Below are 23,804 nucleotides of genomic sequence, written 5' to 3' on the forward strand. Positions count from 1 at the left end.
GTTATGTTTCGAGCATATATATTATTAGGTTTTACAATATTAATTGCGCAGCTTCATATTTCCGGTAACATTACGAAGTATATCAATATGAAGTATGCCTATTTATCAACAACAGCAGCAATTATTTTAGGTTTCTTAACGATTGTACAAATTATCGTCGTTTTCCAAAAAGAGCACCAAAAGGAAAAAGAGAAAAATGATTGCAGTTGTGACCATAGCCATTGCGGACATGATCATTCAAAAGATGAGAATACATGGTGGAAAAAAGCATTTTCGTACTCCTTGTTTTGTTTTCCAATTATCTCAGGCTTATTTTTCCCGATTGCAACGTTAGATTCAGATATTGTTAAAGCGAAAGGATTTCATTTTCCTGTTGCACAAGCAGAAAGTAAGGATCCATTTATGACAAGACAATTTCTAAGACCTGATACGAGTATTTATTACGGGAAAGAAGGATACCGAGGTGTAATGGAAAAAGGGAAGAAAGAGTTTGTTACGAAAGACAATATTAATTTGAAAGATGAAGACTTCCTAAAGGGTATGGAAACAATTTATAATTATCCTGGCGAGTTTACTGGGAAAAAATTATCTTTTAAAGGGTTTGTTTTTAGAGATGATTCTTCTAAAAAAGAACAATATTTCTTATTCCGTTTCGGTATTATACACTGTGTAGCGGATTCTGGTGTATATGGTATGTTAGTGAAAAAACCAGAAGGCGTAGAGTGGAATAATGATGACTGGATTCAAGTAGAAGGAGAGATAACTACTGAGTTTTATCAGCCGTTTCATGCGAATATTCCTGTATTAGAAGTAACAAAATGGAATAAAGTTGAACAGCCGAAAGAACAATATGTATTTAGAGGAGCCGATTGATAAAATCGGTTCTTTTTTGTGGACTAAAGGTTCTGAATGTTGCTAATATTAAACGTGTAGTTCATTTAGTATAGGGATTATTGAAATATTAGGGATAGATCATTAAAGGGGTGATAACAATGACAGAAGTAAAGGGGAAAACAGCCAATGAGTCAAGGGTGTTCAAAACGAGCCGGGTATTCCCAACAGATTTAAATGATCATAACACGCTATTTGGTGGGAAGATATTAGCGGAGATGGATATGGTTGCTTCTATTTCAGCATCCAGACATTCGAGAAAGGAATGTGTCACAGCATCTATGGACTGGGTTGATTTCTTACATCCTGTTCGTTCTTCAGATTGTGTTAGTTATGAATCTTTCGTAATTTGGACGGGAAGAACTTCGATGGAAGTGTTTGTGAAGGTAGTGGCTGAAGATTTAATTTCAGGTGAGAAGCGTATAGCGGCAACGTCATTCGTTACTTTTGTTGCACTTAGTAAGGAAAATAATCCAGTTCCAGTACCGCGTGTTATCCCTGAAACAGAAGAAGAGAAAGAATTACATCGTATTGCAGTGTTACGTGCAGAGCAGCGTCATATACGTAAGGCAGAGAGTAAGAAAGTAGCCACATTGTTAACCTTTTGAGATAAATGTTTAGCCATTTAAGTTACAATAGCAGGCGGAAATGGTTTTAAAATGAAAAGCGGACACCTAAAAATAGGTGTCCGCTTTTATAGTTTTTTCATCCATATATCATATGACAGTAGCTACTTAGCAGAAGCAAGCAGCACCGACGATGATTAAGAGGATAAATAATACGACTAATAGCGCAAATCCATTACCATGTGCGAAGCCCATTGTTATTTCCTCCTTTTATTTTAAGATACAACATACAATATGCAAATGAGCTATTGTTTGATATGGACATATATCATGCAATGACATATTTTCTTGAATGATTATGTAATAAAAAAGGGAAGATATAGAAATAACAGTAAGTGGAGAAAGGAATTTATCCATGAAGCACTTTTTCGCTATAATCCTTTGTTTAATAGGTGTATTCATTTGGATGAACATCGATGTGGAAATGGGGAAGGAAATGGCTAGTGAATATGAATTAGGACAAGTTCGATTAGGTGAATTTCAACTATATACGAACGGTGAAGAGTTATATAGAAAATTATTTGAGGATATAAACGAAGCAGAAAAGTATATATATATCCATTTTTATATTGTAGGAAAAGATGAAATAAGCGAAGAGTTTTTACAGTTATTAGAGAAAAAAGCATCTAGTGGAGTAGAAGTGAAATTGTCAGTCGATCGAATAGGTGGATATAAGCTGAAGAAAAAGGTAATTAGCCGATTAAAGGAAAACGGTGTGAAGTTTACATTTAGTAAAAAACCGAAACTGAAAAATGTTTTCTATTCTTTGCATCAACGAAATCATAGACGTATTGTTACGATAGATGGAAAGGTATCATACGTCGGTGGTTTTAATATCGGAAAGGAGTACCTTGGACAAGATCCGAAGTTCGGGCCATGGCGTGATTATCACGTGCGCATCCATGGTGAGGGTGCAGCGGATATGGAAAGAAAGTTCGCCGAAGATTGGAAAGAAGATACAGGAGAAAAAATGCCTATACATGAAAGTATACCGACATTAGGGAATGTACAATATCAATATCTATTTTCAAATGGAAAAGGCTTATGGGAAAAGTATGGGGCACTTTTAAAAAAGGCTAAAAAGTCTTTAATTATCGCTACACCATATTTTGTACCAAGTAAAGAAATGGTGAAAGAGTTAAAAGCTGCATTAAATCGTGGTGTTAATGTGAAAATTCTCGTGCCATTTAAAAGTGATGCCATATTGTTAAAACAAGCTGCCTATCCATATTTGAAAGATATGTTACATGCTGGAGCGGAGATTTATCAATATCGAAATGGATTTTTTCATGGGAAAGTAACAATCATTGATGGAGAAATTGTTGATATTGGGACAGCGAATTTTGATAATAGAAGTTTTTATTTAAATTGTGAGTCTAACTGTATCATATATGATAAAACAGTTGTTGATGAAGTATGGAGTCGATTAAAGGTAGACTTTCATAAATCAAAACGATTTTCTGAAGAAGATTTTGAGAAAATTAGTAGATGGGATTGGTTTTTAGCAAGAATAGCAAATGTTTTAGCATCATATTTATAACATATAGACCCTAGAGAAGGGAGGCACTTTCATGGATTGTATGAAAGAGTTAATGAGATATAGTTATATGCTAATATACAAGGTTGGAGAGTATGCTGGAAAGGTCAGAGACGAAGAATTAAAAAATCTATTACAGCACCATTTACCATATATGTTACAAGCATATAATGAACAAGTAAATTTTCAAGAAGGAGAGAATGTGCAGCATATAACCTGTGAAACAACGGAGTTTGGTTTGCATGAAATGGAAAAGGAAACAGTTAGTAAATATACAGGGGATATTCATATTGCAACATGTTATATTGCGCACTTAAAACGATTAGCTCTAAAGTTTGCTCAAGTTGCAGTGGAAGTTGCTAATCCGGAGTTCCGCTCATTTTTGGAAAATTGTTTCCTGAAAATGAACCGTTACGCTTATAGTGTGTGGCAATATGTTATGAAGAAGGAATATAAGATTACACATCTATATGAAAATGAAAAGTTTGCATGAGAAACTAAGGCGGAATGGTATGCGCCTTAGTTTTTTTATGTCCATTTAGAGAAAAAAATTAGTTTTATTGTGTATCGATTGGAAATGAAATATGTAAATTTAAATTAGTTTTTGTTATCAGAAAATTTACAAAAATTTACCGTATATTTACTGTTTTTCAATCTCTCCTTTAAAAATAGAGAGTAATATGAGGTTGTACATATTCTATCACAGGGAGGAAACGCAAATGAACAAATGGGTTAAATCATTAACTGCTATGGCACTTGCAAGTTCTTTATTAATGGTAGGTTGTAGTAAAGGTGAGGACAAGAAGAAAGAAGACGACACAACAACACAACAAGAGGATAAAAAGGATAAAGAAACAAGCGGAACCGAGAAGTCTACTGATTCTAAAGAGAAGAAATAAAGTAATAATAAAGCTTCCTCTCATATATGAGGAAGCTTTTTTGTTGTAAATTGATTGATATTATTGAAAAATAGAAAGAGAATGAAAGAGGGGGAAAACAAATGAAAGTATGTATATTGGGAGCAACAGGACGAGTAGGTTCAAACATAATTAATTTAGCATTAAAGGATTCAGCTGAAGTGACTGCATTAGCGCGTGATTTAAATAGAATAGAAATACAACATGAAAGGTTACGAGTGATAGAAGGTAATGTATTGAACGAAAATGATATAAAAAAAGCGATAGAAGGAAGCGATATAGTAATTAGTGCACTTGGAACGGATCAAAATGGAACATTAGCGAAGAGTATGCCACAAATTATTAAGCAAATGGAAGAAGAAGGGGTTCATAAGATCATAACAATAGGAACGGCTGGTATTTTACAAGCAAGAACGGATCTAAATTTATATCGTTTTCAATCAACGGAATCAAAAAGGAAAACGACAACAGCAGCAGAAGATCATTTGGCTGCATATAAGGTACTAAGTAATAGTAATAATTTATGTTGGACAGTTGTTTGTCCGACACATTTAATAGACGGTGAGGCGACAGAGGTATATCGAACTGAAAAAGATATATTGCCAGAAGGTGGATCGAAAATTACAGTGGGTGATACAGCACACTTTGCATGGGATCTATGTAAGAAAAACATATATGAAAATAGTCGAGTAGGTATTGCATATTAAAAAACCATCCCGAAGTCGGGATGGTTAAAATATGATATAACACAAGAAGATGACAATCATAATGATTTGGAGAATTGCTTTCGCTACTGTACTGCTTAAAAAACCAACTACAGTAGCGACTCCAACTAGAAAGGCATCTTTTGGCGCTTTTTTATGCACTAGTTCTGTTATAAATACTGATAAAAACGGTATGATAATAAGTCCGAATGGTGGGAAGAAGAACGATCCGACAATGATAGAAATCATTCCGACACGTTCGCCCCATTTAGAACTACCGTATTTTTTTAAGAAATATCCATTTGCAATAAAATCAGCAACGAAAATGAAAAGAGTGAAAATGACTTGAATAATCCAAAAAGAAGTTGTTAATTCTCCTCCATTTATACCGAAATGGTAAATTAAATATCCAGCCCAGACAGCAAGTATGCCAGGGATAATGGGATAAATAAAGGCGAGAAATGAAACAAGGAAACAGGCAATGATACAAATTGTTAATAAAACAGTCACTTTATAGCTCCTTTTTAATATCTAGTTTATGTACAGCAACTTTTTTGACTTGATGTCCATCAAGTTCTAATACTTTAAATTGAAAACCAGCATATTCAATGGAATAACCAGCTTCAATATTTAAGTCAACTGCTTGAGAGAGAAGCCATCCTCCAATTGTATCTAAATCACTATCATCAATATGTAGGCCAAACATATCATTTACTTCAGAAATGAGCACCTTTCCATCTAAAACAGTAAGCTTAGGTGTACGCTTTTCAATCATAGGTGATTCATCCGCATCGAATTCATCTTGAATTTCTCCAATGATTTCTTCAAGAATATCTTCCATCGTTAAAAGTCCGGCAGTGCCACCATATTCATCCATAACGATTGCCATCTGAACGCGATTTTTTTGAAGATGGACTAACGTTTTACGAATTGGAACTGTTTCAAATACTGTTAAAACAGGATGTATATAAGATTCAAGTGGTTTATAAATACCTTTCGTTTGATCATGGAATACTTCTTTAGTATTAATCATCCCGATGATATCATCTTTATCTTTTTCAATGATTGGATAGCGTGTATATTTTTCAGTTGCGACGATATCCATATTTTCTTCTAACGTATTTTCAGTAGATAAGCAAATCATTTCGGTACGAGGAACCATTATTTCTTTCGCAACTCGATCATCAAATTCAAAAATGTTATTTACATATTTATATTCGGTTTGGTTTATTTCACCGCTTTTAAAACTTTCACCTAAAATGAGTCGCAATTCCTCTTCAGAATGAGCAAGTTCATTTTCTTTGGCAGGTTCTAATCCGAGTAGTTTTGTGAAAAATATAGCTGCACTATTGAGTAACCAAATAAATGGATACATAATTTTATCAAATAAAATAAGAGGTCTTGCAAATTTGAGTGTGATTGCTTCTGCTTTTTGAATTGCAAAAGACTTTGGAACTAACTCACCTAATACAACGTGGAAAAATGTAATAACACTAAAAGCAATAACAAAAGATAAAGTGTTAGCCATTGTTCCAGTAATATTAATTTTTTCAAAGAGCGGTCGTAGTATATGTTCCACAGTCGGTTCACCAAGCCAACCAAGCCCTAAAGAAGTGATTGTAATTCCGAGCTGACAAGCTGATAAATAAACATCTAAATTAGATAGGACGCTTCTTGCAGCTAAAGCTTGTTTATTACCTTCATTTGCAAGTTGGTCAATTCGACTTTTTCGTACTTTTACAACAGCGAATTCTGATGCAACGAAAAAGCCAGAAATAAGAATAAGTACAAAGATGAGAAAAATATTTAATATGTCCAAGTGTGTTCTCCATTCCAAGGTTTGGAATAAAGATGTCACCTCCTGCAATTATGTTATACTTTTATAATAAATCTAAATGAAAAGAATAGTCAAAGGAAAAGGGCAAATATTGGTATGTTTCTGTAATAGTTTTTGAATTTGCTGTTATTTTGTCCGCTATACAAAAGGAATAACCCCCTACTTTTAGATTATAGAGGGTTATTTCAATTAAGGTTTTGGAACGCTTCTCGTTAAAGTGTATGACTGTTGCTTGGAGTAGTTTGTGGTCCATAGTGTTTGAAGGAAAGAAAGTATGCTATATGGGATATAGAGTAGTAATAAGCCGATTGTAGCAATTATGGGTGAATTTCCGCCAAATTGAACGATAAATTGTAACAGTCCACTTGCATGAAAAACGCATTCCATAAAAACGAATGAAAGAATGATGGAACCTAAAATTGATTTATGGTTCGAAGTAAGCGCCAAAAACAATGTATCCACAAGAAAAGAATCATGTTTTATTTCATATTCATTTGTGTTTTTCAAGAAAGGAATCCATTTTTTTACTGCTTGCATAACGATAATCATGGAAGTACTACATACGATGATAAAAGATGAGTAGTAAGGAAGGTTTATAAATTGTGCGACGTATAGAAGTAGTAATAAGACTGAACATTGTAATACTACAGTGCAAAAAGAGTAAGGTATCCAATTCAATACAGTAGTAAACTTTTTAAACGAGTTAGGTACTTTGAAAAATAAATGGCCGATACCCAAACTTATGAAAAATCCGATCGCAAGGGTAAAAGTAAAACGAACAATCGATATAAAATATATTTCCCATATGTAAGGGAATAATGGTGTTGAATGATTAGAAGTATGTATCATTTGATTTGCTGAGAAAAAGATAGATTCATGCATCCAATCAACCTTTGGAATTGATATAGAAGAAAGCTGTGCGAAGTTTTGAAAAATGCTAATAAATCCATTTTGATAAGAGTAATTGTGTGTAATAAAAAGAGCTGGAATAGGACTTATGGCAAAAATAACAATAACACCAATTATAAATTTACATATATGTGAGCGTAATAAGGACATATAAACCACCTACTCTTGGAATATTCAGAAAATTCTTATTCTTATTTTAGCCGTTTTTGGAGCAAGTTACAATATATTTTTCTTCATGTATGGGCATATGGATAATTTTAAATTGTATTTAGAAATCTATTTTTTGTGTGGAATGAAGAGAATGTAGGGAAATGTCGAAAGTATTAAATAGATTTTTACAATTGGAAAGTGATACCATAAAATTAAACGATGTTTAAATCGTTGTTTAACTGATACATTCTAGAGGGGGAGATAAATTGGGAGGGAATGAAAACGTATCAACGAAAAAAAAGATTTTAAATACAACATTGGAATTAATTAAAAAAGAAGGTTTTGAAAAGGTAACGATAAGGAAAATTTCAACATTGTTAGATATAAATATAGCGCTAGTAAATTACCATTTTGGTTCAAAAGAAAAGTTAATTAGTGAGGCGATTAGAGTTTTATTAATTAGCTTTCAAGGCACTTTTTCTATTTTAGATAATATTACAGTGCCAGCAAAAGAAAGATTAAAAATATTTTTATTGGATTATGTACTAGTAATTCGGCAATATCCGGAGTTAGTTAGGAAGATTATTGCAATGGGAACTACGGTATTTACATCTCAATACGAATATGGGGATTTTTTGAAGAGGCTAGGTTTCAGTAAAGTGAAGAATATTTTGAGCGAGATAACAAATGAAACGGATCAGGAAATTTTAATGATGATGACGGTGCAAATATTTGGATCCATTTTTCTTCCCACATTAATGATGCCAATTCTCGAATCAGGGGCAGATATAAAAGTACCATCTGTAGAAAAACAGATTGATTTCCTATTTGAACGCTATTTTTATAAAAATTGAGATAGTGGGTGATAGAGGTGGCTAGTTTCTTTAGAAAGCATTGGTGTGATATAGGGTTAGTTGTCGCTATTGTTGTCGTTGTTTCTTTAGTCGCGAATTTGGGAGAAATGAGTGAAATAAAAGTACTGTTAGGGTTAAGTTTTGTGGCCATTTTAGTGCATCAATTTGAAGAGTATCGTTGGCCAGGTTATTTTGCTGGTCTGTTTAATGTAGTTATATTTAAAAGTGATATACCAGACCGCTATCCATTAAATACGCAATCTGCTATGGTAATAAATATTTTGATTGCGTATGTTTTTTATTTACTCCCGGTTTTTTTTCAAAATATAATATGGCTTGGGTTGGCACCTATTTTAATGGGATTTTTTCAATTCATATGGCATGGTATTTTTGCGAATATAAAAGCTAAAACAATATATAATCCGGGATTAGGTGCGGTTGTATTACTACATGTTCCAATTGGTTATGTATATATGAGGTATATTCTTTTACACAATCTGGCTACAAATTTGGATTGGTTATTTGGGGTGATCTACTTTCTAATAGCTACCTATTTTTTAATTATAAAAGGAAATATGTTAATGAAAAGTAAGGAGACAAATTATTACTTTTCTAAAAAACAATTAGGTCCGTACAATGATACATTGAAGTGATTCAGAATTCAGAGGGAGGGTTTTAGATGCGGAAGAAAGTGCAAGTGAAGGATTCATGAATAAATTATGACAAGAAAATGAATAATTTTCAGAAAAATAAAATAAATCATTTATTTTTTTCTGAAAATATAATATAGTTATGGCACAGAAAGTATTTTAACATAAGGAGGCTTTTTATGAGGATTAAAGGGAATTACGTGCCAAAAAGGGAAGTTTTACTGTGCTCAAGTTCGATTACGATAGGGGAAGCGTTAGAGCATTTAAATAAAACGGGGTATCGCTGTGTACCAGTTTTAGATGAAAAAAAAGAGAAATTTTTAGGGAATATATATAAAGTAGATATTTTAGAATATAAAGGATCACTTGACGAGAGTGTAATGCAATTATTAAACGATAAAGAGGGATTTGTGAGAGAAGATTCTTCTTTCTTTAAAGTATTTTTTACAATAAAAAAATTGCCTTATTTATCAGTAGTTGACGAAAAAGGGGTTTTCCTTGGAATTTTAACGCATAAAAAAGTTTTTGAGTTATTAGAGGATGCATGGGGCGTTCACTCTAGTAAATACTCTGTCATGATTGGAACGCAAGACTATAATGGAGCAATCCAAAAGTTATCGACAGTTTTAAAGAAATACACTGGTATTCAAAGTTTGATGACTTTTGATAATGATGCCCTATTAGTTCGTAGGATTATGTTTACATTAGGAGAAGAGTTTAACGACGGTGAATTAGAGACATTATTGAAAGATTTAGAAGATCACGGATTTAGAGTTGTATATGTGGAAGAGATGAAAAATCCACGTGAAGTTGAAACGATAGAGTAACATACAAAAGCCATCTAATTATTGGATGGCTTTTGTTATGTTACGTGTGTGAAGGTATTTTAAAATAACGACAGGGTAATAGGTGAGATTATAACAATATTTGTGTAAGAGAATAAAAAATGTAGATAATTTCGATTTTCAAAAAAATCAATTTGAAAATATGTTTTTATTTTGCAACTAAATATGTTACTATATGTGTGATAAAAACAAAGAGGTCTGACAACTATACTCCACGTAATAACACTCTAATGATTTAAAAATTCAAAAAACTCAAAATTCAAAAATAACAATTGTATTAATGATTAGAGTAAAAATAAGGGGAATGGAGAAATTATGGAGAAAGACACTGCTTTGTAAGGGGCATATTTTATCATCTTGAGCAGAGAGGAGGATGCATAGCATATTGTAAAATATAGAGATAAACAATGAAAAAGTGCTATGCAAATGAAGAGCATGAAGGGACGTTTAAGGCCAGGTGATACGGTAGCAATTGGTTTGATGCTATTTGCATTATTTTTAGGAGCAGGAAATTTAATTTTCCCGCCAGTTTTAGGTCAACAAGCAGGAGAGAATGTTTGGATTGCTACAATAGGATTCCTTGTAACGGGAGTCGGATTACCCCTACTAGCTGTAACAGCTGTCGCGTTTGTAGAGGGGGACTTGAAAGCGCTATCTTCTAGAGTCCACCCTATATTTGCGTTTATTTTCCCATTGATTAGTTATTTAGCAATTGGACCATTTTTCGCGATTCCGCGTACTGGAGCTGTTTCGTTTGAAATGGGTATGAAGCCGTTTTTATCAGAGGCAATGGTTTCAGAGTGGTACATGCTATTTCTTTTCACGATAGTTTTCTTCGGAATAACGTGGTATTTATCATTAAATCCATCTAAATTAGTGGATTGGTTTGGAAAGTTTCTTACGCCACTATTGGTATTAATTGTTGCTGTTATTGTCGGAAAGGCAATTATTGATCCAATTGGAGAGCCGGCTGCGCCGTTAGCTGCTTACCAAGAGAATGCTTTCTTTGGTGGATTTATTCAAGGGTATTTAACGATGGATGCAATTAGTGCTCTCGTATTTGGAATTGTCGTTGTACAAGTTATTCGCTCTAAAGGGATAAAAGAGAGTAGCCAAATTGCAAAAATAACAGTCGTATCAGGTATTATTGCTGTACTTGGTTTAACGTTAATCTATTTATCACTTGCTTATCTTGGTTCAACAAGTACATCACTTGGTGTCTCAGAAAACGGTGGTCTTATTTTAACGAATGTTGTAAATGAGCTATATGGGACGAGTGGTAAAGTTTTATTAGGGCTTGTTATTATACTCGCTTGTTTAACAACTTCTGTTGGGTTAACATCTGCGTGTGCGGGTTTCTTTACAAACTTATTCCCAAAACTTTCGCATAAAACGATTGTAACAATGGTATGTGTATTTAGTTTAATTGTATCTAACTTAGGTTTAACACAATTAATCGCAGTAACATTACCTGTGTTAATGATCATTTATCCAGTTGCAATTGTATTAATTGTACTTTCGTATTTCCATAAGTGGATTGGGAAGCGGAATACAATTTATATTGGAGCTATTTTAGGTGCATTGTTAATTAGTTTCTTTAACGGTTTAGAAAGTGCGAAAATTAAAATTGACGCGATTTCTAATGTACTACAAATGTTACCGTTATATAACGAAGGAATCGGATGGTTAATTCCATCATGTATTGGCGGGATTCTCGGTTTCTTCTTCTATAAATCAAATGAATCAAGTGAATTACAAAAGAAAGGTGCTTAGGCACCTTTCTTTTTTTGAAGGGAATTTTTGTATTTTGTCTAAGTAATAATTGGGGGGAATGATAAATGGCTAATTTTGAAGATTTTTTAAATTTGGATTTGAGAATTGGAACTGTAATACATGCAGAGGAATTTAAAGAAGCGAGAGTACCAGCGATTAAACTAGCAATAGATTTTGGAGAAATCGGGATAAAGCAGTCAAGTGCTCAAATTACGAAAAGGTATATTCCAGAAGATTTAATCGGTCAACAAATCGTTGCTGTTGTAAACTTTCCACCAAAGCGTGTAGCTGGATTCAAATCAGAAGTGCTTGTGCTTGGTGGTGTTCCTGAAGCTGATGATGTTGTGTTACTTCAGCCTAATATGGAATTGCCAAATGGAACGAAAATTAGCTAGGGTGAAGGTAGGGGCTAATATGGATATCGGACGAGAATATTTGCAATGTGCGATTTCGAACTTTGAAGCAACAAAGAAGCAAGGGGAACGGGCACTTTCTCAATTATCATATGAACAAATACAATGGTATTCTCATGAAGAAACAAATAGTATAGCGATTATTATAAAGCATCTGCACGGTAATATGCGTTCTAGATGGACGGATTTTTTAACGTCTGATGGTGAAAAAACCGATCGTAATCGAGATGGTGAATTTGAGGGATGCTATCATTCAAAAGAAGAAGCCCTTATAGCTTGGCAAGAAGGATGGAAATATGTTTTTAATACGATGAATACTTTAGCGCCGGAGCACTTATTGAAGACGGTATACATTCGCGGTGAAGCACATACTGTCATGCAAGCAATTGAAAGGCAAATTTCTCATTATGCATTGCATATTGGTCAGATTATTTACATTGGGAAGATGTTAAAAGAAAATGAGTGGGAATGTTTAAGTATTCCGAGAGGTCAGTCTGCACGTTATGTAGAGAAAAAACGTTCAATATAATAATAAGAAAGAAACCGATAAAAAATGGGAAATAAGAAAATCAGCCAAATAATAGATGGTTCTGTAATCATAAGAATGCTGCCAAAAATAAGTCCATACATAATAAGAAAGAAATTGAAAAGTGTATTTACTGGGATAAATCGTGAGAGGAACACTTGCTGTCGTTTAAAACAATCACTGTGAAATAAATAAAAGCGGAAGTACCATGTGGCGGTAATAAGATCTTTCTTTCTCACAATTCTTTTTTTGCATGTATGACAGATAAATGTTGGTTGCATTTCATTACGCTCCATTTTTTATTTTTATAATAATGTGAGACATAAGTAGGTACAACGTGTATGTTCCTATATACGCTCCTGCAATAAGGAAAAATGGATTCAGTAAAATCCCATGAATGCTCGTCATGAAAACTAAATCTTGTATTAAAACATCGTATATATTAATGGAAATAATTGTACCGAGTACATACAGTGCCAAGTACGCAGAAATATGTAGTACAATAGAGACTTTTGGATGCTTAGCGGACAAATAAAAAATGAATGATAGAGCGATTGGTAATATTCCTATTAATAGCTTCAATTCATTTCACCTCATTAACAATATAGCCGAAATTTTAACGGTCTATTCTCTAGGGCTTGTACATAACTTGAAATAGAGAGGTGATAGTATGAATCGGGGCTTTTTTTTTATGAAGTTTACAAGTATGCGTAAGTTAGTTTTATTTGTTATTACTACAGTGCTAGCGACTTTTTTTCTTATTAGTATGATGGTAACCTCTATGAAAGAGACGAAGTCAACGTATTTATATAATTGGTTAAATGAGTTATCGATGAATGGTTACATGTATGTACTTGGAAAAGAGAATCATTATTTTACACAGGAGTATCGAAAGTTGAATCAAGATTTTTCAATTTCTTCTTTTCTCTTTTCTATGGCTACAAATATTCGCTTTAATGATGTACGCAGTTTTGTCGGGAAAGAGCTACCCGGGTTTGGTAAGTACGATACAGAAATTGTTATTGCGGGTGAGGGCACAAACTATTCTAACTTACCGATAGAGTCGAGTGTACCTCTTGAAGAAGTAGTGAAAGAACGGACTAGTGGAACTGGACAAGCACCTAAACAAGATACGAATAAAGAGAAAAAACAGCCGTCCCAAACGACCGGGAAAAGACAAGTTGCGTTTATTTATCATACACATAGCTGGGAATCTTATTTACCTTTACTTAACTTAACGAATGACCCGAATCCGAATAAAGCAACGAGTTCTGTATCGAATATTTCTATATTAGGAGATCGTTTCCGTGAACAACTAGAAGGTGAAGGGATTGGAGCTACTAACGATAAGAGTGATGTTGGTCAAAAGTTAATAAGTAAGGGTTTAAACAGTAATAGTTCGTATAAAATGTCACGAGAAATTGTGCAGCAAGCTATGGCTGGAAATAAAGATCTTCAATACTTTTTTGATTTGCATCGTGATAGTGCTCGAAAGAATGTAACGACAAAAACAATTGGAGATAAATCATATGCGAAGCTTGCATTTGTAGTAGGGAAAGGAAATAAAAATTATGAAAAAAACTTACAATTAGCGACAGCTTTACATGAGGCGATTAATAAGAAATATCCAGGAGTGAGTCGTGGGGTCATTCAAAAAGGTTTCCAAACAGGAAATGGAATCTATAATCAAGATTTATCAGGGCAAGCGATATTAATAGAAGTTGGCGGTGTAGATAATACGGAGGAAGAATTGAATCGATCAATTGATGCACTTGCTAAGGCATTTGGTGAATATTTTTGGCAGGCAGAAAAAGTGAATGGATAAAGTGAAACTTGAATTAGCCAGGGTATCTATCGATAATTATTAGCTCACTTCAATCTTGGAAAAGCGTAAGTGTAATGCTTACGTTTTTTGTGTTGGTTTGAAATGTGGATAGCAAGATGTCACAAAATGGACATGATTAATAATTATTATAGCGATATCGAAATTTGTCTAATTATAATAGGAGAATTAGAAAGGGATTTTTGAAATGGCAGAGAAAATCTTTTTACAAGGAAAATTTTTATATTATGAAATTGATAGGGTGATTTAGGTGATTAGGGAGATCAAAGTAGAAGATGCAGCATCATTTTTGCAATTAAGTAAGCAATTAGATGAAGAAACGAAGTTTATGTTATATGAACCAGGAGAAAGGAAAACTACAGCTGAGCAACAAGAAAAAATGATCCAGCGATTTATAGAAAATGAATATGCAACAATATTTGTAGCAGTTGAAGATGAGAGAATAATAGGTTTTATATTAGTGAATGGAAATAACATTCAAAGAAAGAGGCATGTGGCAAGCATTGTAATTGGTATTTTGCAAGAGTATAACGGGCGAGGTATTGGGACGAGATTGTTTAAAGAGGTTGAGAAGTGGGCAAAATTACATGATGTATGGCGTTTAGAATTAACAGTAATGGCCCACAATACAAGAGCTCAGGCACTATATAAAAAAGCTGGATTTGAGAAAGAAGGTGTCAAAAAAGCTGCTCTTATTATCGATGGAAAGGACATCGATGAGTATGAAATGGCCAAATTATTAAAATAAGAGGTCGTTATATGAAAAAAAGATGGGCACTACTCGGTATCGTAGCTGCAATAATTATTGTTGGAGTAGCAGGAATCAATTATAAAATGTATAAGGATAAGCAGGCGCGGGAAGTAAGTGTAAATAGTATATTTCCAAAAGCGAAAGAAACGATTGCTAATATGGATGGGGATATTGCGGTAATTAATAATCCGAATTCAATGCTTGTACTTGTGAATAAAAGTAGGCGTTTACCAGATGGTTATAGACCGCCAGATTTAGTTATTCCGAAAGTGCGCTACTCTAGTGAAGGTGATCAAGAAAAGAAAAAGATGAGAAAAGAGGCAGCGAGGGCGCTTGAGGAAATGTTCCAGCAAGCTAACAACGAGCGTATTTTCCTTTTTGCAGTTTCTGGATTTAGATCCTTTGATCGACAAAAAGCATTAAATACGATGTATAAAAAACAAGATGGGGAAGCAAAAACAGCAATGTCTAGCGCGGTTCCTGGCACAAGTGAGCATCAAACTGGATTAGCTATGGATATTACGTCTCAATCTGCTAAATTTCAGTTAGAGACGGTTTTTGGGGAAACGAAAGAAGGTCAGTGGCTTTCTGAAAATGCCCATAAATTTGGTTTTGTGATTCGATACACAAAAGCGAAAGAAACGATTACGGGCTATCGGTATGAACCATGGCACGTAAGGTATGTGGGAAATCCACAAGCTACTTATTTGTATGATAATCAACTGACGCTTGAAGAAGTAACAGAGTAAATGATTGAGGGGAGAGACGTATAATGACGATGTTATATAAGAAAAAAGTACATGCATATATTACAAGAGAAAAAGAGGGGGTTATGCAATTACTGGTTTTTAAACATCGTGATATACATGAAGCTGGTATTCAAGTGCCAGGGGGAACGGTTGATGAAGGTGAAACGTTAGAAGCGGCTATATTGCGTGAAGTACAGGAAGAATCCGGATTACGTCATTTATGTATAGAGCGTTTTTTAGCAGATTACATTATACATGTGAAGGAAAAACAGGAATATGAAAAACGTCACTTTTTTCATGTAACTTTACTAACTGATGTAAAAGATACATGGGAACATATAGTAAGTGCTGGTGAGAAAGATCAAAGTTTAGCGTTTAGCTACGAATGGGTTAATATTGCAAAATGCCCTGAATTAGCAGGGAAACAAGGAGAGTTTTTACACTTATTAGATGAGATATATGTAAAGTAATAAAAGAGTCTGAAGCGAAAGTTCATTCGTTTTAGACTCTTTTTATTTTTCGGGAAATTAAAGGCTTTTTGAATAGATAAATTGAATTTCTTTAAAGGAATATTAGTTTGGAATAGTTGGGATGAAAAGATGAAAAAGTAAGAGTTATACGCAAAAAAGTTGCTATAAGGGAGAATATAAATGGAGATTCAGTTTAATCCAGTATTAAAAAAAGAATTAACAATTCATGATATACAAACCGAAATGGAATCTGGGCAGTTAACTTCAAAGGAATTAGTGATGTATTATCTTCATAGAATCGCAAAGTATGACCAAGACGGACCGGAAATTAATTCTATTTTAGAAATCAATCCAGATGCTATTTTTATTGCAGAAGCGTTAGATTATGAAAGAAAGACAAAAGGTATAAGGGGTCCATTACATGGTATACCTGTTTTGCTTAAAGACAATATTGAAACGAATGACTCCATGCATACAAGTGCAGGTACGATTGCTCTAGAACAAAATATAAGCAGTGAAGATGCATTTCTCGTTACAAAATTACGAGAAGCCGGAGCAGTAATAATAGGAAAAACAAATATGACAGAATTAGCAAATGCAATGTCTTTTGAAATGTGGGCTGGATATAGTGCAAGAGGTGGTCAAACAATCAATCCATACGGAACGGGCAAGGACCATATGTTTGTTGGCGGATCTAGTACAGGATCTGCGATAGCAGTTGCCGCTAACTTTACAGTAGTATCTATTGGGACAGAAACCGATGCTTCTATTTTGAGCCCCGCTGTTCAAAATTCTGTAGTAGGTATTAAACCGACTGTCGGTTTAATTAGTCGTAGAGGAATTATTCCATTTACTTATTCGCAAGATACAGCTGGACCATTTGCTAGAACGGTAACAGATGCTGCTATTTTGCTAGGGAGTTTAATTGGAGTAGATGAGAAAGATGTTGCTACTCATAGAAGTGAAGGTAGGGCAGAGCAGGATTATACAAAATATCTTAATGTTAATGGCTTAAATGGAGCGAAGATTGGTGTGTTTAACGATGCACCAAAAGATTATTACGAAAATGGTGAGTATGATGAAATCTTGTTTAAGGAAACGATCCAAGTATTACGTAATGAAGGAGCGACAGTAGTAGAAAATATTAATATTCCTTCTTTTCATAGAGAATGGAGTTGGGGAGTGCCGATTTATGAACTGAAGCATAGTTTAGATAACTATCTTTCTAAATTACCTTCTACTATTCCGGTACATTCTATTTCGGAGTTAATGGAGTTTAATAAAAACATAGCAGAAAGAGCTTTAAAATATGGACAAACTAAGTTAGAGGGAAGAAAAGATTTTCCTAATACGTTACGAAATCCAGAATATTTAAATGCAAGATTAGAAGATATATATTTTTCACAAGAACAAGGCATTGATTTTGCATTGGAAAAATATAATCTTGATGCGATACTGTTTCCTTCCTATATAGCTTCTACTATATGTGCGAAAGCGGGTTATCCGTCTATAGCAATACCTGCAGGGTATATGGAAAGCGGGAGACCTTTTGGAATTACGATTGCAAGTACTGCCTTTAGTGAAGGGATGTTAATTAAGCTAGCTTACGCTTTTGAACAGGCGACAAAACATAGAAAAATCCCAAACTTGTCATGAATAGAATAAATAAAAAGGACAGGGAATGCCTGTCCTTTTTGTTTTAGTGATTAAAGTGAAATATCGTTCTGCTCTGTTTTATGATATTTTAATAAACTAAAAGATAAACAAGCGGAACATAAAATAAGAATAGAAGCGATGATATAAATTGTACGAACACCGAACATATCAGTAATAATGCCAACACTAAGCATAGATAGTCCAGAGGCTGTTGAAAGAAGTACACCATGTGCTGTATACATTTTTGATAATAAAGCAGGGGCGACACTTGATTGTAAAACAGTCGTTTGGGAAATATCTCTAATTTGATAACATGGTCCCATTAGAACACATAGAAAAAGCGCAATAAATCCGCTGCTCGTCATACCATATAAAAATGTAAGAATGCTAAATATAAGAGAGCCAATCGACATAGATCGTATTAAATTGTTTTGAATATAGGAACTCATTTTCCATGCTAATAGACCACCGATTAACGTGCCAACATAATAACTTGTATTAATATATCCCCACCATTCTTCGCCTTTATGAAGAATAGTCGTAACATATGCCATCGTAATAGCGCCAATCCATATTGTCCCGGCGAAAGTTTCAATTAAGTCCATATATGTAACGGTACGGAGAGAAGGATTTTGAAATAAGAGTTTCCAACCTTCCGATAAAGCAGTACTTTTTGAAGAGGGAGGATCTGCTATTCGTTCAGTATGTATGGTACGTAATGAAAAGTGTAATGCAATACATCCAAAAATCATTAACATGTTATTAATCATGAGTGTAGATGTAGCGCCAATGAGAAGAACGATAACACTCGTAAATGAATAAGCGGCGGCTTGCGCAATTTGTGTTGAAAAGGAAAAGATACTATTTACTTTTACTAATTTTTCTTTCGGTGTAAGGCGCGGAAGAATGCTGTATAGTAATGGAGCGCTCCATCCACTACATAATGAAATGAAAAAAATAAAAGTTAATAGAGCTATAATGTTTGTGGATAAGACCGGAAACAAAATCATTAATAATAGTAAAAAGACTGTTTTTAGCCATTGTAGCGTATATAACAACGTATAAGACGGAAAACGATTTATTATTAGTGGTGCAGAGATGTTAGCAATTAGATTTGTGATAACTTGTAATAATGGAAAAAGAGCAGTAATAGTAGCTGATTTAGTTGCTATATAAATATGAGTTGTAATAATCATTACATATACGATGTCAGCGAGAGTAATGCATGTTTTGGAACCTAAGTAGTAGGTTAGTGACAGGTTTCTCAATAAGAATAACACCTCTATAAAAATAGTATTTAGTAATTAGAATAATTGTAATTTAAAAAATGAAATTTTTAAAGAATTTAATTTTTTGTCACTTTTTGAAAGGAATTTTCATGTATAATGAAGAATATATTGATATAGTATTATATTAATAATCATAGTAACAGTGAGTATGTACAATAGCTTGTAGCAAACGCCCAAGTGTAAGAAAGGGCGGATAAACCATTCTTTTCTTCATATACATATAGAAAATGAGAAAGAAAGTGAGGGTTGCATATGGCTGCTTGGGTAATTTGGTTTATAATAGCTGGTATTTTATTTATTGCAGAAATGTTGTCGATTACATTTTACATGCTTTGGCTTGGAATTGGAGCTGTTGTCGGAGGTCTTATTGCTTTGTTTGCTCCTGATGCACTACTGTTACAAGTTACTGTTGGCGCAATTATAAGTTTAACTTTGACATTCTTTACGAAAAGAATTTCAAAAAACTTTCGAGAAGCAAAAGGTTTTACGGATACAGTAGATATGCTTGTTGGTAAAAAAGGGATTGTTATGCAAGCGATTACAAATGAAGCGAATGGTATTGTGAAGGTGGATGGAGATACTTGGACAGCTATTGCAGATTCTTCAATTGATGCTGGAGAAAAAGTCGTTGTTATAAAGAGGCATAGTACTATATTACAAGTAAAAAAGGAGAGTGAATAAATATGGTAGCATTAACGTTAACGATTATATTCGCACTAATTGTAGTTACATTTATCGCATTAACAATTAAAATTATTCCTCAGCAAAAAGTTGGGGTTGTTGAAAGATTTGGTAAGTTTCAACGTATCATGCACCCAGGATTAAATATTTTAATCCCAATTGTAGATCGTGTTCGTGTATATCACGACTTACGTATTCAACAAACGAATGTACCACCGCAAAAAGTAATTACGAAAGATAATGTTCAAGTAGAAATAGATACAATTATTTTCTATCAAATTGTTGAACCAGAACTTGCGACATATGGTATTTCAAACTATGAATATGGTGTTCGTAATATTACTTCAGCAACGATGCGTCAAATTATCGGTAAAATGGAACTGGATGAAACGTTATCTGGTCGTGAAAAAATTTCAACAGAAATCCGCTTAGCGCTTGATGAAGCAACAGAAAAATGGGGCGTACGTATTGAACGTGTCGAAGTTGTTGATATTAACCCGCCAAAAGATGTGCAAGCATCAATGGAAAAACAAATGAAGGCTGAGCGTAATAAACGTGCAATTATTTTAGAAGCTGAAGCAGCAAAACAAGATAAAGTTCTTCGTGCTGAAGGGGAAAAGCAAAGTAAAATCTTGATGGCTGAAGGGGATAAAGAAGCGCGTATTCGCGAAGCTGAAGGTATAAGAGAAGCAAAAGAATTAGAGGCACAAGGGGAAGCGCGAGCAATTGAAGAAATCGCAAAAGCAGAACAAAACCGTATTGAATTGCTTCGTGAAGCGAATTTGGATGAGCGCATACTTGCTTACAAATCATTCGAATCATTAGCTGAAGTTGCAAAAGGACCAGCAAATAAAGTCTTTATTCCGTCTAATGCAATTGAAACACTTGGTACTCTTGGGGCAATTGGAGAAATATTTAAAGAAAAACAAGCGAAGAAACTACCTTCAAATGATACAGGAAAAGAACAATAAAAGTGAGGAAGAGAAATGGGATACCATTTCTCTTTTTTTTGTGCGTATATTCCGAAAAGCTTGTACATATTCATGTATAAAGAAGGTGATGCAGTGAAAAAGTATGCAACTCGAATACATGGGAAGAAATTAATTTCGTTACTCCTTTTATATGCGCTAATAGTAATTATAATAGCGTCGATTTTGACGTCACTTTTACATACAATGAAATCGAATTATGCAAATCAATGGTTTGGAAAAGTATCGATGCAAGGTTTTGTTCAAATGATAGAAAGTGAGAATCACTATTACGGATTTGATTATTTTAAGCAGAATAAAAGAGAGTCAGTTGGGAATTTAATGTTCTCTATTGCGACAGATTTGAAAATTAAAGATTTAAGAACATTCGTCGGTAAAGAAGTACCTGGTATGTCAAAGTATTATTCTAATATTATCGTAGCTGGGGAAGGGACAAACTTGACGAATATCCCAAATGAATCTAGTGTACCGATTGAAGAAGTAACGAAAGAACGGGAAGTAGCAAAAGATAAAGTTACAGAAGCGGAAAAGAATAATCCGGTTCAGAAAAAGAACGGAGCGAAAAAAGGTGAAAGTGCAGTATATATTTATCATACACATAGCTGGGAATCCTTCTTTCCATTATTACCAGGGGCAACTGATCCATCTAGCCCAGATGTAAATGTGTCCTTACTAGGAAAACGTATGAAGGAACAACTTGAGGGGCAAGGAATTCCAGTAATTCACGATAAAACGAATATGGGTGATTTATTAGCGAGTAAAAAGTGGGTATGGTATCAGTCATATAAAGCATCTCATGAATATGTAAAAGGAGCATTAGCACAAAATAATAAAATTGCGTTTCCGATTGATATACATCGTGATGATCAGCGTAAGAAAGTAACAACAAAAGTAATTAATGGAAAATCGTATGCAAGATTATATTTTATTATTGGGATGGAAAATGAAGGCCGTGCTGAAAATGAAAAAATTGCAAGAGCGATCAATAGTTATTTAGATGAAAACTATTACGGATTAAGTAGAGGGATTTTTCCGAAGTATAAAAAAGATGGAAATGGCGTTTATAACCAAGATCTATCGAAAAATGCGATGTTAATTGAAGTTGGTGGTGTTGATAATACGTTAGATGAATTATATAACACAATTGATGTGTTAACAGAAGCGTTTAGTAAATATTATTGGAATGATGCGGAAAAAGTGAATGGATGAGGGACGGGAGACCGTTCCTTTTTATTTTGAAATCTTAAAATGTGATATAATAGAATTTTGTGAATGTTAAATAAAGGGGGAGAGAGAAACATGCAAATACTACTAATACGCCACGGAGAATCAGAAGCTGATATTTTACATGTGCATGAAGGACGAGCTGATTTTGAGTTGACTGACAAAGGGAGACGACAAGTACAAAGACTTGTACAGAAAGTGAAAAAAGATTTTGCACCAGATTTCATTTGGGCAAGCACATTAAAACGCGCTCGCGAAACGGGTGAAACATTAGCAGAAGCAATTGGTTGTCCAATTCAATTAGAAGAGGAATTAATGGAGTTTAATAATGGAATACAAGCTGGCTTATCATTTGAAGAAGCAAAGAAATATCCAGAGCCAAAATTTCTTCATGACCGTTTTGAAAACGGAGAGTCATTTATTGAGTTTCGAATGAGAATAGAAGGGATTTTTTCTAAAATTGTGACAGAGAATACATATGATCGAATTGCGATTGTTGCCCATGGAGGCGTAATTAATAGTCTATTACGTGCATTTTTCAATATGCCAATTTCAATGGACTACTATTTCAAAATGGGAGATACGGGAATAAGTTTAATTGAAATTGAGGGTGAACAAAAAACGGTGCATTTCATTAATGATACGAATCATTTGGACGGGATGTAAAGACTTATGTACAAAGTTGCATTTTTTGATGTTGACGGTACGCTTTTAAGCGAGATTGATAGAAGTATGCACGAAAGTACAAAAGAAGCGGTACAAAGATTAATAGATAAGGGGATTCACGTAGTTGTTACAACAGGGAGACCATATAGTTTATGCTCACAATTTAAGGGGCTAGGCATAAAAACGTATATTTCTGCAAATGGTGCACATATAAAATTGGGGGAAAAAGTTATACATAAATCAGTACTTTCAAGCGAAATCGTTCATGATATTTCAAATTTTGCTGAATTACATGGTCACAGTGTTTCTTACTTTACAGAAGAATTTGCAATGAATGATATTGCCTCCAAAGATGAACGTGTCATACGAGCGTTAAATGAAACTTTAAATTTAGAGCGGTATCCTGACAAAGTTAAAAACTTGTCAGATGAGATGTATTGCATATGTCTGTATGCTGATGAAGCAGAAGCTCAAAAATTCATTGAAAGATATCCAGCACTTACGTTTGACCGTTTTCATGGTTACGTTATGAATGTATTGGAAGATAGTAAAGTATCGAAGCTAACTGCAATTCAAAAAGTATTGGAACATTTAAATATTAGTAAATCAGAAGCCATTGCTTTTGGTGATGGTGGAAATGATATTGAGATGTTGCAGTATGTAGGATTAGGAGTTGCGATGGGAAATGGTGGAGAGGAGTTGAAGAGAAGGGCTGATTTCGTTACAACGAAGGCGAGTGAAGGCGGAATTTCTTATGCCTTAAAGAAGTTGCACATTATTTAAAACTGATAGCTAGTCAGTGTGAAAAATCCTGTTTTAATAATAGGATTTTTTTGTTCAACAATGTGCTTGCA

Annotated in this window: 29 protein-coding genes; 22 read left to right on the plus strand and 7 right to left on the minus strand. The window is 34.0% G+C overall.

The genetic code is table 11. From position 1 onward, the window contains the following. Positions 1–3: 3 nt before the first annotated feature. Both AC1Q8M_RS06225 and AC1Q8M_RS06230 read left to right on the plus strand, forming a co-directional pair. On the plus strand, positions 4–873 hold the full coding sequence (locus AC1Q8M_RS06225; RefSeq protein ID WP_000488059.1) for a TIGR03943 family putative permease subunit: 870 nt from the start codon (positions 4–6) through the stop codon (positions 871–873). Between the two features lie 119 nt (positions 874–992). Continuing rightward, entirely contained in the window at positions 993–1,499 is a 507-nt protein-coding gene (locus tag AC1Q8M_RS06230; protein ID WP_000141164.1) for an acyl-CoA thioesterase, read from the plus strand. 126 nt (positions 1,500–1,625) lie between these two features. On the opposite strand, the gene AC1Q8M_RS06235 is transcribed toward AC1Q8M_RS06230, so the two are convergent. Then, positions 1,626–1,712 carry a YjcZ family sporulation protein gene (locus tag AC1Q8M_RS06235; protein WP_000505094.1) on the minus strand — a complete coding sequence of 29 codons (87 nt, stop codon included), beginning with the start codon at positions 1,710–1,712 and terminating at the stop codon, positions 1,626–1,628. 160 nt (positions 1,713–1,872) lie between these two features. Between AC1Q8M_RS06235 and cls the strand changes: the two genes are divergently transcribed. The 4 genes from cls (at position 1,873) to AC1Q8M_RS06255 (ending at position 4,678) form a co-directional block, all read left to right on the plus strand. Beyond that, a complete protein-coding gene (gene cls, locus AC1Q8M_RS06240; RefSeq protein WP_002093961.1) occupies positions 1,873–3,057 on the plus strand; it encodes a cardiolipin synthase in 1,185 nt (394 codons plus the stop codon). A gap of 31 nt (positions 3,058–3,088) precedes the next feature. Next, the gene (locus AC1Q8M_RS06245; protein ID WP_000340543.1) at positions 3,089–3,547 is read left to right on the plus strand and encodes a spore coat protein; all 459 of its coding nucleotides are present in this window, start codon (positions 3,089–3,091) and stop codon (positions 3,545–3,547) included. Positions 3,548–3,773: 226 nt separating this feature from the next. Then, on the plus strand, positions 3,774–3,953 hold the full coding sequence (locus AC1Q8M_RS06250) for a hypothetical protein (RefSeq protein WP_001045960.1): 180 nt from the start codon (positions 3,774–3,776) through the stop codon (positions 3,951–3,953). Positions 3,954–4,054: 101 nt separating this feature from the next. Then, the gene (locus AC1Q8M_RS06255; RefSeq protein ID WP_000861649.1) at positions 4,055–4,678 is read left to right on the plus strand and encodes an NAD(P)-dependent oxidoreductase; all 624 of its coding nucleotides are present in this window, start codon (positions 4,055–4,057) and stop codon (positions 4,676–4,678) included. 24 nt (positions 4,679–4,702) lie between these two features. Here the strand turns inward: AC1Q8M_RS06255 and AC1Q8M_RS06260 are convergent, their stop codons facing one another. The 3 genes from AC1Q8M_RS06260 to AC1Q8M_RS06270 form a co-directional block, all read right to left on the minus strand. Then, positions 4,703–5,185, minus strand: coding sequence for a DUF456 domain-containing protein (locus AC1Q8M_RS06260; protein ID WP_000217336.1), 483 nt, complete (start codon positions 5,183–5,185; stop codon positions 4,703–4,705). Position 5,186: 1 nt separating this feature from the next. Continuing rightward, positions 5,187–6,494, minus strand: coding sequence for a hemolysin family protein (locus tag AC1Q8M_RS06265; protein WP_000353735.1), 1,308 nt, complete (start codon positions 6,492–6,494; stop codon positions 5,187–5,189). A gap of 207 nt (positions 6,495–6,701) precedes the next feature. Beyond that, the gene (locus AC1Q8M_RS06270; RefSeq protein WP_000055271.1) at positions 6,702–7,571 is read right to left on the minus strand and encodes a hypothetical protein; all 870 of its coding nucleotides are present in this window, start codon (positions 7,569–7,571) and stop codon (positions 6,702–6,704) included. Between the two features lie 266 nt (positions 7,572–7,837). On the opposite strand from AC1Q8M_RS06270, the gene AC1Q8M_RS06275 reads away from it, so the two are divergent. The 6 genes from AC1Q8M_RS06275 to AC1Q8M_RS06300 all read left to right on the plus strand — a co-directional run bounded on the left by AC1Q8M_RS06275 (position 7,838) and on the right by AC1Q8M_RS06300 (position 12,635). Further along, the gene (locus AC1Q8M_RS06275; RefSeq protein WP_098855562.1) at positions 7,838–8,425 is read left to right on the plus strand and encodes a TetR/AcrR family transcriptional regulator; all 588 of its coding nucleotides are present in this window, start codon (positions 7,838–7,840) and stop codon (positions 8,423–8,425) included. A gap of 8 nt (positions 8,426–8,433) precedes the next feature. After that, positions 8,434–9,078: an HXXEE domain-containing protein gene (locus AC1Q8M_RS06280; RefSeq protein ID WP_002153048.1), complete on the plus strand. Its 645-nt coding sequence runs from the start codon at positions 8,434–8,436 to the stop codon at positions 9,076–9,078. A 176-nt stretch (positions 9,079–9,254) separates the two neighbouring features. Continuing rightward, positions 9,255–9,902 (plus strand): cyclic di-AMP binding protein CbpA, encoded by a 648-nt coding sequence (gene cbpA, locus AC1Q8M_RS06285; RefSeq protein WP_001220528.1) that lies wholly within the window; start codon positions 9,255–9,257, stop codon positions 9,900–9,902. Positions 9,903–10,355: 453 nt separating this feature from the next. Further along, positions 10,356–11,693 (plus strand): branched-chain amino acid transport system II carrier protein BrnQ4, encoded by a 1,338-nt coding sequence (gene brnQ4 / locus AC1Q8M_RS06290; RefSeq protein ID WP_396530541.1) that lies wholly within the window; start codon positions 10,356–10,358, stop codon positions 11,691–11,693. Positions 11,694–11,758: 65 nt separating this feature from the next. After that, on the plus strand, positions 11,759–12,088 hold the full coding sequence (gene csaA, locus AC1Q8M_RS06295; RefSeq protein WP_001263013.1) for a chaperone CsaA: 330 nt from the start codon (positions 11,759–11,761) through the stop codon (positions 12,086–12,088). After that, positions 12,069–12,635, plus strand: coding sequence for a DUF1572 domain-containing protein (locus AC1Q8M_RS06300; RefSeq protein WP_002093963.1), 567 nt, complete (start codon positions 12,069–12,071; stop codon positions 12,633–12,635). The genes csaA and AC1Q8M_RS06300 overlap by 20 nt, the downstream gene beginning before the upstream one ends. On the opposite strand, the gene AC1Q8M_RS06305 is transcribed toward AC1Q8M_RS06300, so the two are convergent. Beyond that, entirely contained in the window at positions 12,608–12,913 is a 306-nt protein-coding gene (locus AC1Q8M_RS06305) for a permease (protein WP_071714392.1), read from the minus strand. The genes AC1Q8M_RS06300 and AC1Q8M_RS06305 overlap by 28 nt on opposite strands. Before the next feature lie 4 nt (positions 12,914–12,917). Further along, on the minus strand, positions 12,918–13,214 hold the full coding sequence (locus tag AC1Q8M_RS06310; protein WP_000770732.1) for a hypothetical protein: 297 nt from the start codon (positions 13,212–13,214) through the stop codon (positions 12,918–12,920). A gap of 88 nt (positions 13,215–13,302) precedes the next feature. Between AC1Q8M_RS06310 and spoIIP (AC1Q8M_RS06315) the strand changes: the two genes are divergently transcribed. The 5 genes from spoIIP (AC1Q8M_RS06315) to AC1Q8M_RS06335 all read left to right on the plus strand — a co-directional run bounded on the left by spoIIP (AC1Q8M_RS06315) (position 13,303) and on the right by AC1Q8M_RS06335 (position 18,101). Continuing rightward, entirely contained in the window at positions 13,303–14,457 is a 1,155-nt protein-coding gene (gene spoIIP, locus AC1Q8M_RS06315) for a stage II sporulation protein P (protein ID WP_001079282.1), read from the plus strand. A gap of 268 nt (positions 14,458–14,725) precedes the next feature. After that, a complete protein-coding gene (locus AC1Q8M_RS06320) occupies positions 14,726–15,223 on the plus strand; it encodes a GNAT family N-acetyltransferase (RefSeq protein WP_002093964.1) in 498 nt (165 codons plus the stop codon). Positions 15,224–15,234: 11 nt separating this feature from the next. Continuing rightward, positions 15,235–15,975, plus strand: a complete 741-nt coding sequence (locus AC1Q8M_RS06325) for a M15 family metallopeptidase (protein ID WP_000747650.1) — start codon at positions 15,235–15,237, stop codon at positions 15,973–15,975. A 23-nt stretch (positions 15,976–15,998) separates the two neighbouring features. Then, complete coding sequence (locus AC1Q8M_RS06330) at positions 15,999–16,445, plus strand: NUDIX hydrolase (RefSeq protein ID WP_000178286.1); 447 nt, start codon at positions 15,999–16,001, stop codon at positions 16,443–16,445. 180 nt (positions 16,446–16,625) lie between these two features. Beyond that, a complete protein-coding gene (locus tag AC1Q8M_RS06335) occupies positions 16,626–18,101 on the plus strand; it encodes an amidase family protein (RefSeq protein ID WP_000405413.1) in 1,476 nt (491 codons plus the stop codon). 50 nt (positions 18,102–18,151) lie between these two features. Here the strand turns inward: AC1Q8M_RS06335 and AC1Q8M_RS06340 are convergent, their stop codons facing one another. Then, positions 18,152–19,369, minus strand: a complete 1,218-nt coding sequence (locus tag AC1Q8M_RS06340; RefSeq protein WP_001245237.1) for an MFS transporter — start codon at positions 19,367–19,369, stop codon at positions 18,152–18,154. Positions 19,370–19,642: 273 nt separating this feature from the next. Between AC1Q8M_RS06340 and AC1Q8M_RS06345 the strand changes: the two genes are divergently transcribed. The 5 genes from AC1Q8M_RS06345 to AC1Q8M_RS06365 all read left to right on the plus strand — a co-directional run bounded on the left by AC1Q8M_RS06345 (position 19,643) and on the right by AC1Q8M_RS06365 (position 23,733). After that, on the plus strand, positions 19,643–20,071 hold the full coding sequence (locus tag AC1Q8M_RS06345) for an NfeD family protein (RefSeq protein WP_000741971.1): 429 nt from the start codon (positions 19,643–19,645) through the stop codon (positions 20,069–20,071). A 2-nt stretch (positions 20,072–20,073) separates the two neighbouring features. Next, a complete protein-coding gene (locus AC1Q8M_RS06350) occupies positions 20,074–21,042 on the plus strand; it encodes an SPFH domain-containing protein (RefSeq protein ID WP_000226254.1) in 969 nt (322 codons plus the stop codon). Positions 21,043–21,057: 15 nt separating this feature from the next. Beyond that, positions 21,058–22,269: a stage II sporulation protein P gene (spoIIP, locus tag AC1Q8M_RS06355; protein ID WP_002093965.1), complete on the plus strand. Its 1,212-nt coding sequence runs from the start codon at positions 21,058–21,060 to the stop codon at positions 22,267–22,269. 90 nt (positions 22,270–22,359) lie between these two features. Next, positions 22,360–22,950 (plus strand): histidine phosphatase family protein, encoded by a 591-nt coding sequence (locus AC1Q8M_RS06360; protein ID WP_001166442.1) that lies wholly within the window; start codon positions 22,360–22,362, stop codon positions 22,948–22,950. A 6-nt stretch (positions 22,951–22,956) separates the two neighbouring features. Next, entirely contained in the window at positions 22,957–23,733 is a 777-nt protein-coding gene (locus AC1Q8M_RS06365; protein WP_071714389.1) for a Cof-type HAD-IIB family hydrolase, read from the plus strand. Positions 23,734–23,804: the final 71 nt, after the last annotated feature.

The sequence above is a fragment of the Bacillus sp. GW823-FHT06A10 genome (assembly GCF_058795375.1).

What these genes read in the sequence shown, in the direction of transcription:
- spoIIP (WP_002093965.1), top strand. Translation starts at nt 21,058, where the DNA reads ATGGGATACCATTTCTCTTTTTTTTGTGCGTATATTCCGAAAAGCTTG.
- AC1Q8M_RS06250 (WP_001045960.1), top strand. Translation starts at nt 3,774, where the DNA reads ATGAACAAATGGGTTAAATCATTAACTGCTATGGCACTTGCAAGTTCT.
- AC1Q8M_RS06350 (WP_000226254.1), top strand. Translation starts at nt 20,074, where the DNA reads ATGGTAGCATTAACGTTAACGATTATATTCGCACTAATTGTAGTTACA.
- AC1Q8M_RS06255 (WP_000861649.1), top strand. Translation starts at nt 4,055, where the DNA reads ATGAAAGTATGTATATTGGGAGCAACAGGACGAGTAGGTTCAAACATA.
- csaA (WP_001263013.1), top strand. Translation starts at nt 11,759, where the DNA reads ATGGCTAATTTTGAAGATTTTTTAAATTTGGATTTGAGAATTGGAACT.
- AC1Q8M_RS06330 (WP_000178286.1), top strand. Translation starts at nt 15,999, where the DNA reads ATGACGATGTTATATAAGAAAAAAGTACATGCATATATTACAAGAGAA.
- AC1Q8M_RS06225 (WP_000488059.1), top strand. Translation starts at nt 4, where the DNA reads ATGTTTCGAGCATATATATTATTAGGTTTTACAATATTAATTGCGCAG.
- brnQ4 (WP_396530541.1), top strand. Translation starts at nt 10,356, where the DNA reads ATGAAGGGACGTTTAAGGCCAGGTGATACGGTAGCAATTGGTTTGATG.
- AC1Q8M_RS06270 (WP_000055271.1), bottom strand. Translation starts at nt 7,571, where the DNA reads ATGTCCTTATTACGCTCACATATATGTAAATTTATAATTGGTGTTATT.
- AC1Q8M_RS06305 (WP_071714392.1), bottom strand. Translation starts at nt 12,913, where the DNA reads ATGCAACCAACATTTATCTGTCATACATGCAAAAAAAGAATTGTGAGA.
- AC1Q8M_RS06365 (WP_071714389.1), top strand. Translation starts at nt 22,957, where the DNA reads ATGTACAAAGTTGCATTTTTTGATGTTGACGGTACGCTTTTAAGCGAG.
- AC1Q8M_RS06245 (WP_000340543.1), top strand. Translation starts at nt 3,089, where the DNA reads ATGGATTGTATGAAAGAGTTAATGAGATATAGTTATATGCTAATATAC.
- spoIIP (WP_001079282.1), top strand. Translation starts at nt 13,303, where the DNA reads ATGAATCGGGGCTTTTTTTTTATGAAGTTTACAAGTATGCGTAAGTTA.
- AC1Q8M_RS06235 (WP_000505094.1), bottom strand. Translation starts at nt 1,712, where the DNA reads ATGGGCTTCGCACATGGTAATGGATTTGCGCTATTAGTCGTATTATTT.
- AC1Q8M_RS06345 (WP_000741971.1), top strand. Translation starts at nt 19,643, where the DNA reads ATGGCTGCTTGGGTAATTTGGTTTATAATAGCTGGTATTTTATTTATT.
- AC1Q8M_RS06325 (WP_000747650.1), top strand. Translation starts at nt 15,235, where the DNA reads ATGAAAAAAAGATGGGCACTACTCGGTATCGTAGCTGCAATAATTATT.
- cbpA (WP_001220528.1), top strand. Translation starts at nt 9,255, where the DNA reads ATGAGGATTAAAGGGAATTACGTGCCAAAAAGGGAAGTTTTACTGTGC.
- AC1Q8M_RS06230 (WP_000141164.1), top strand. Translation starts at nt 993, where the DNA reads ATGACAGAAGTAAAGGGGAAAACAGCCAATGAGTCAAGGGTGTTCAAA.
- AC1Q8M_RS06360 (WP_001166442.1), top strand. Translation starts at nt 22,360, where the DNA reads ATGCAAATACTACTAATACGCCACGGAGAATCAGAAGCTGATATTTTA.
- AC1Q8M_RS06335 (WP_000405413.1), top strand. Translation starts at nt 16,626, where the DNA reads ATGGAGATTCAGTTTAATCCAGTATTAAAAAAAGAATTAACAATTCAT.
- cls (WP_002093961.1), top strand. Translation starts at nt 1,873, where the DNA reads ATGAAGCACTTTTTCGCTATAATCCTTTGTTTAATAGGTGTATTCATT.
- AC1Q8M_RS06300 (WP_002093963.1), top strand. Translation starts at nt 12,069, where the DNA reads ATGGAACGAAAATTAGCTAGGGTGAAGGTAGGGGCTAATATGGATATC.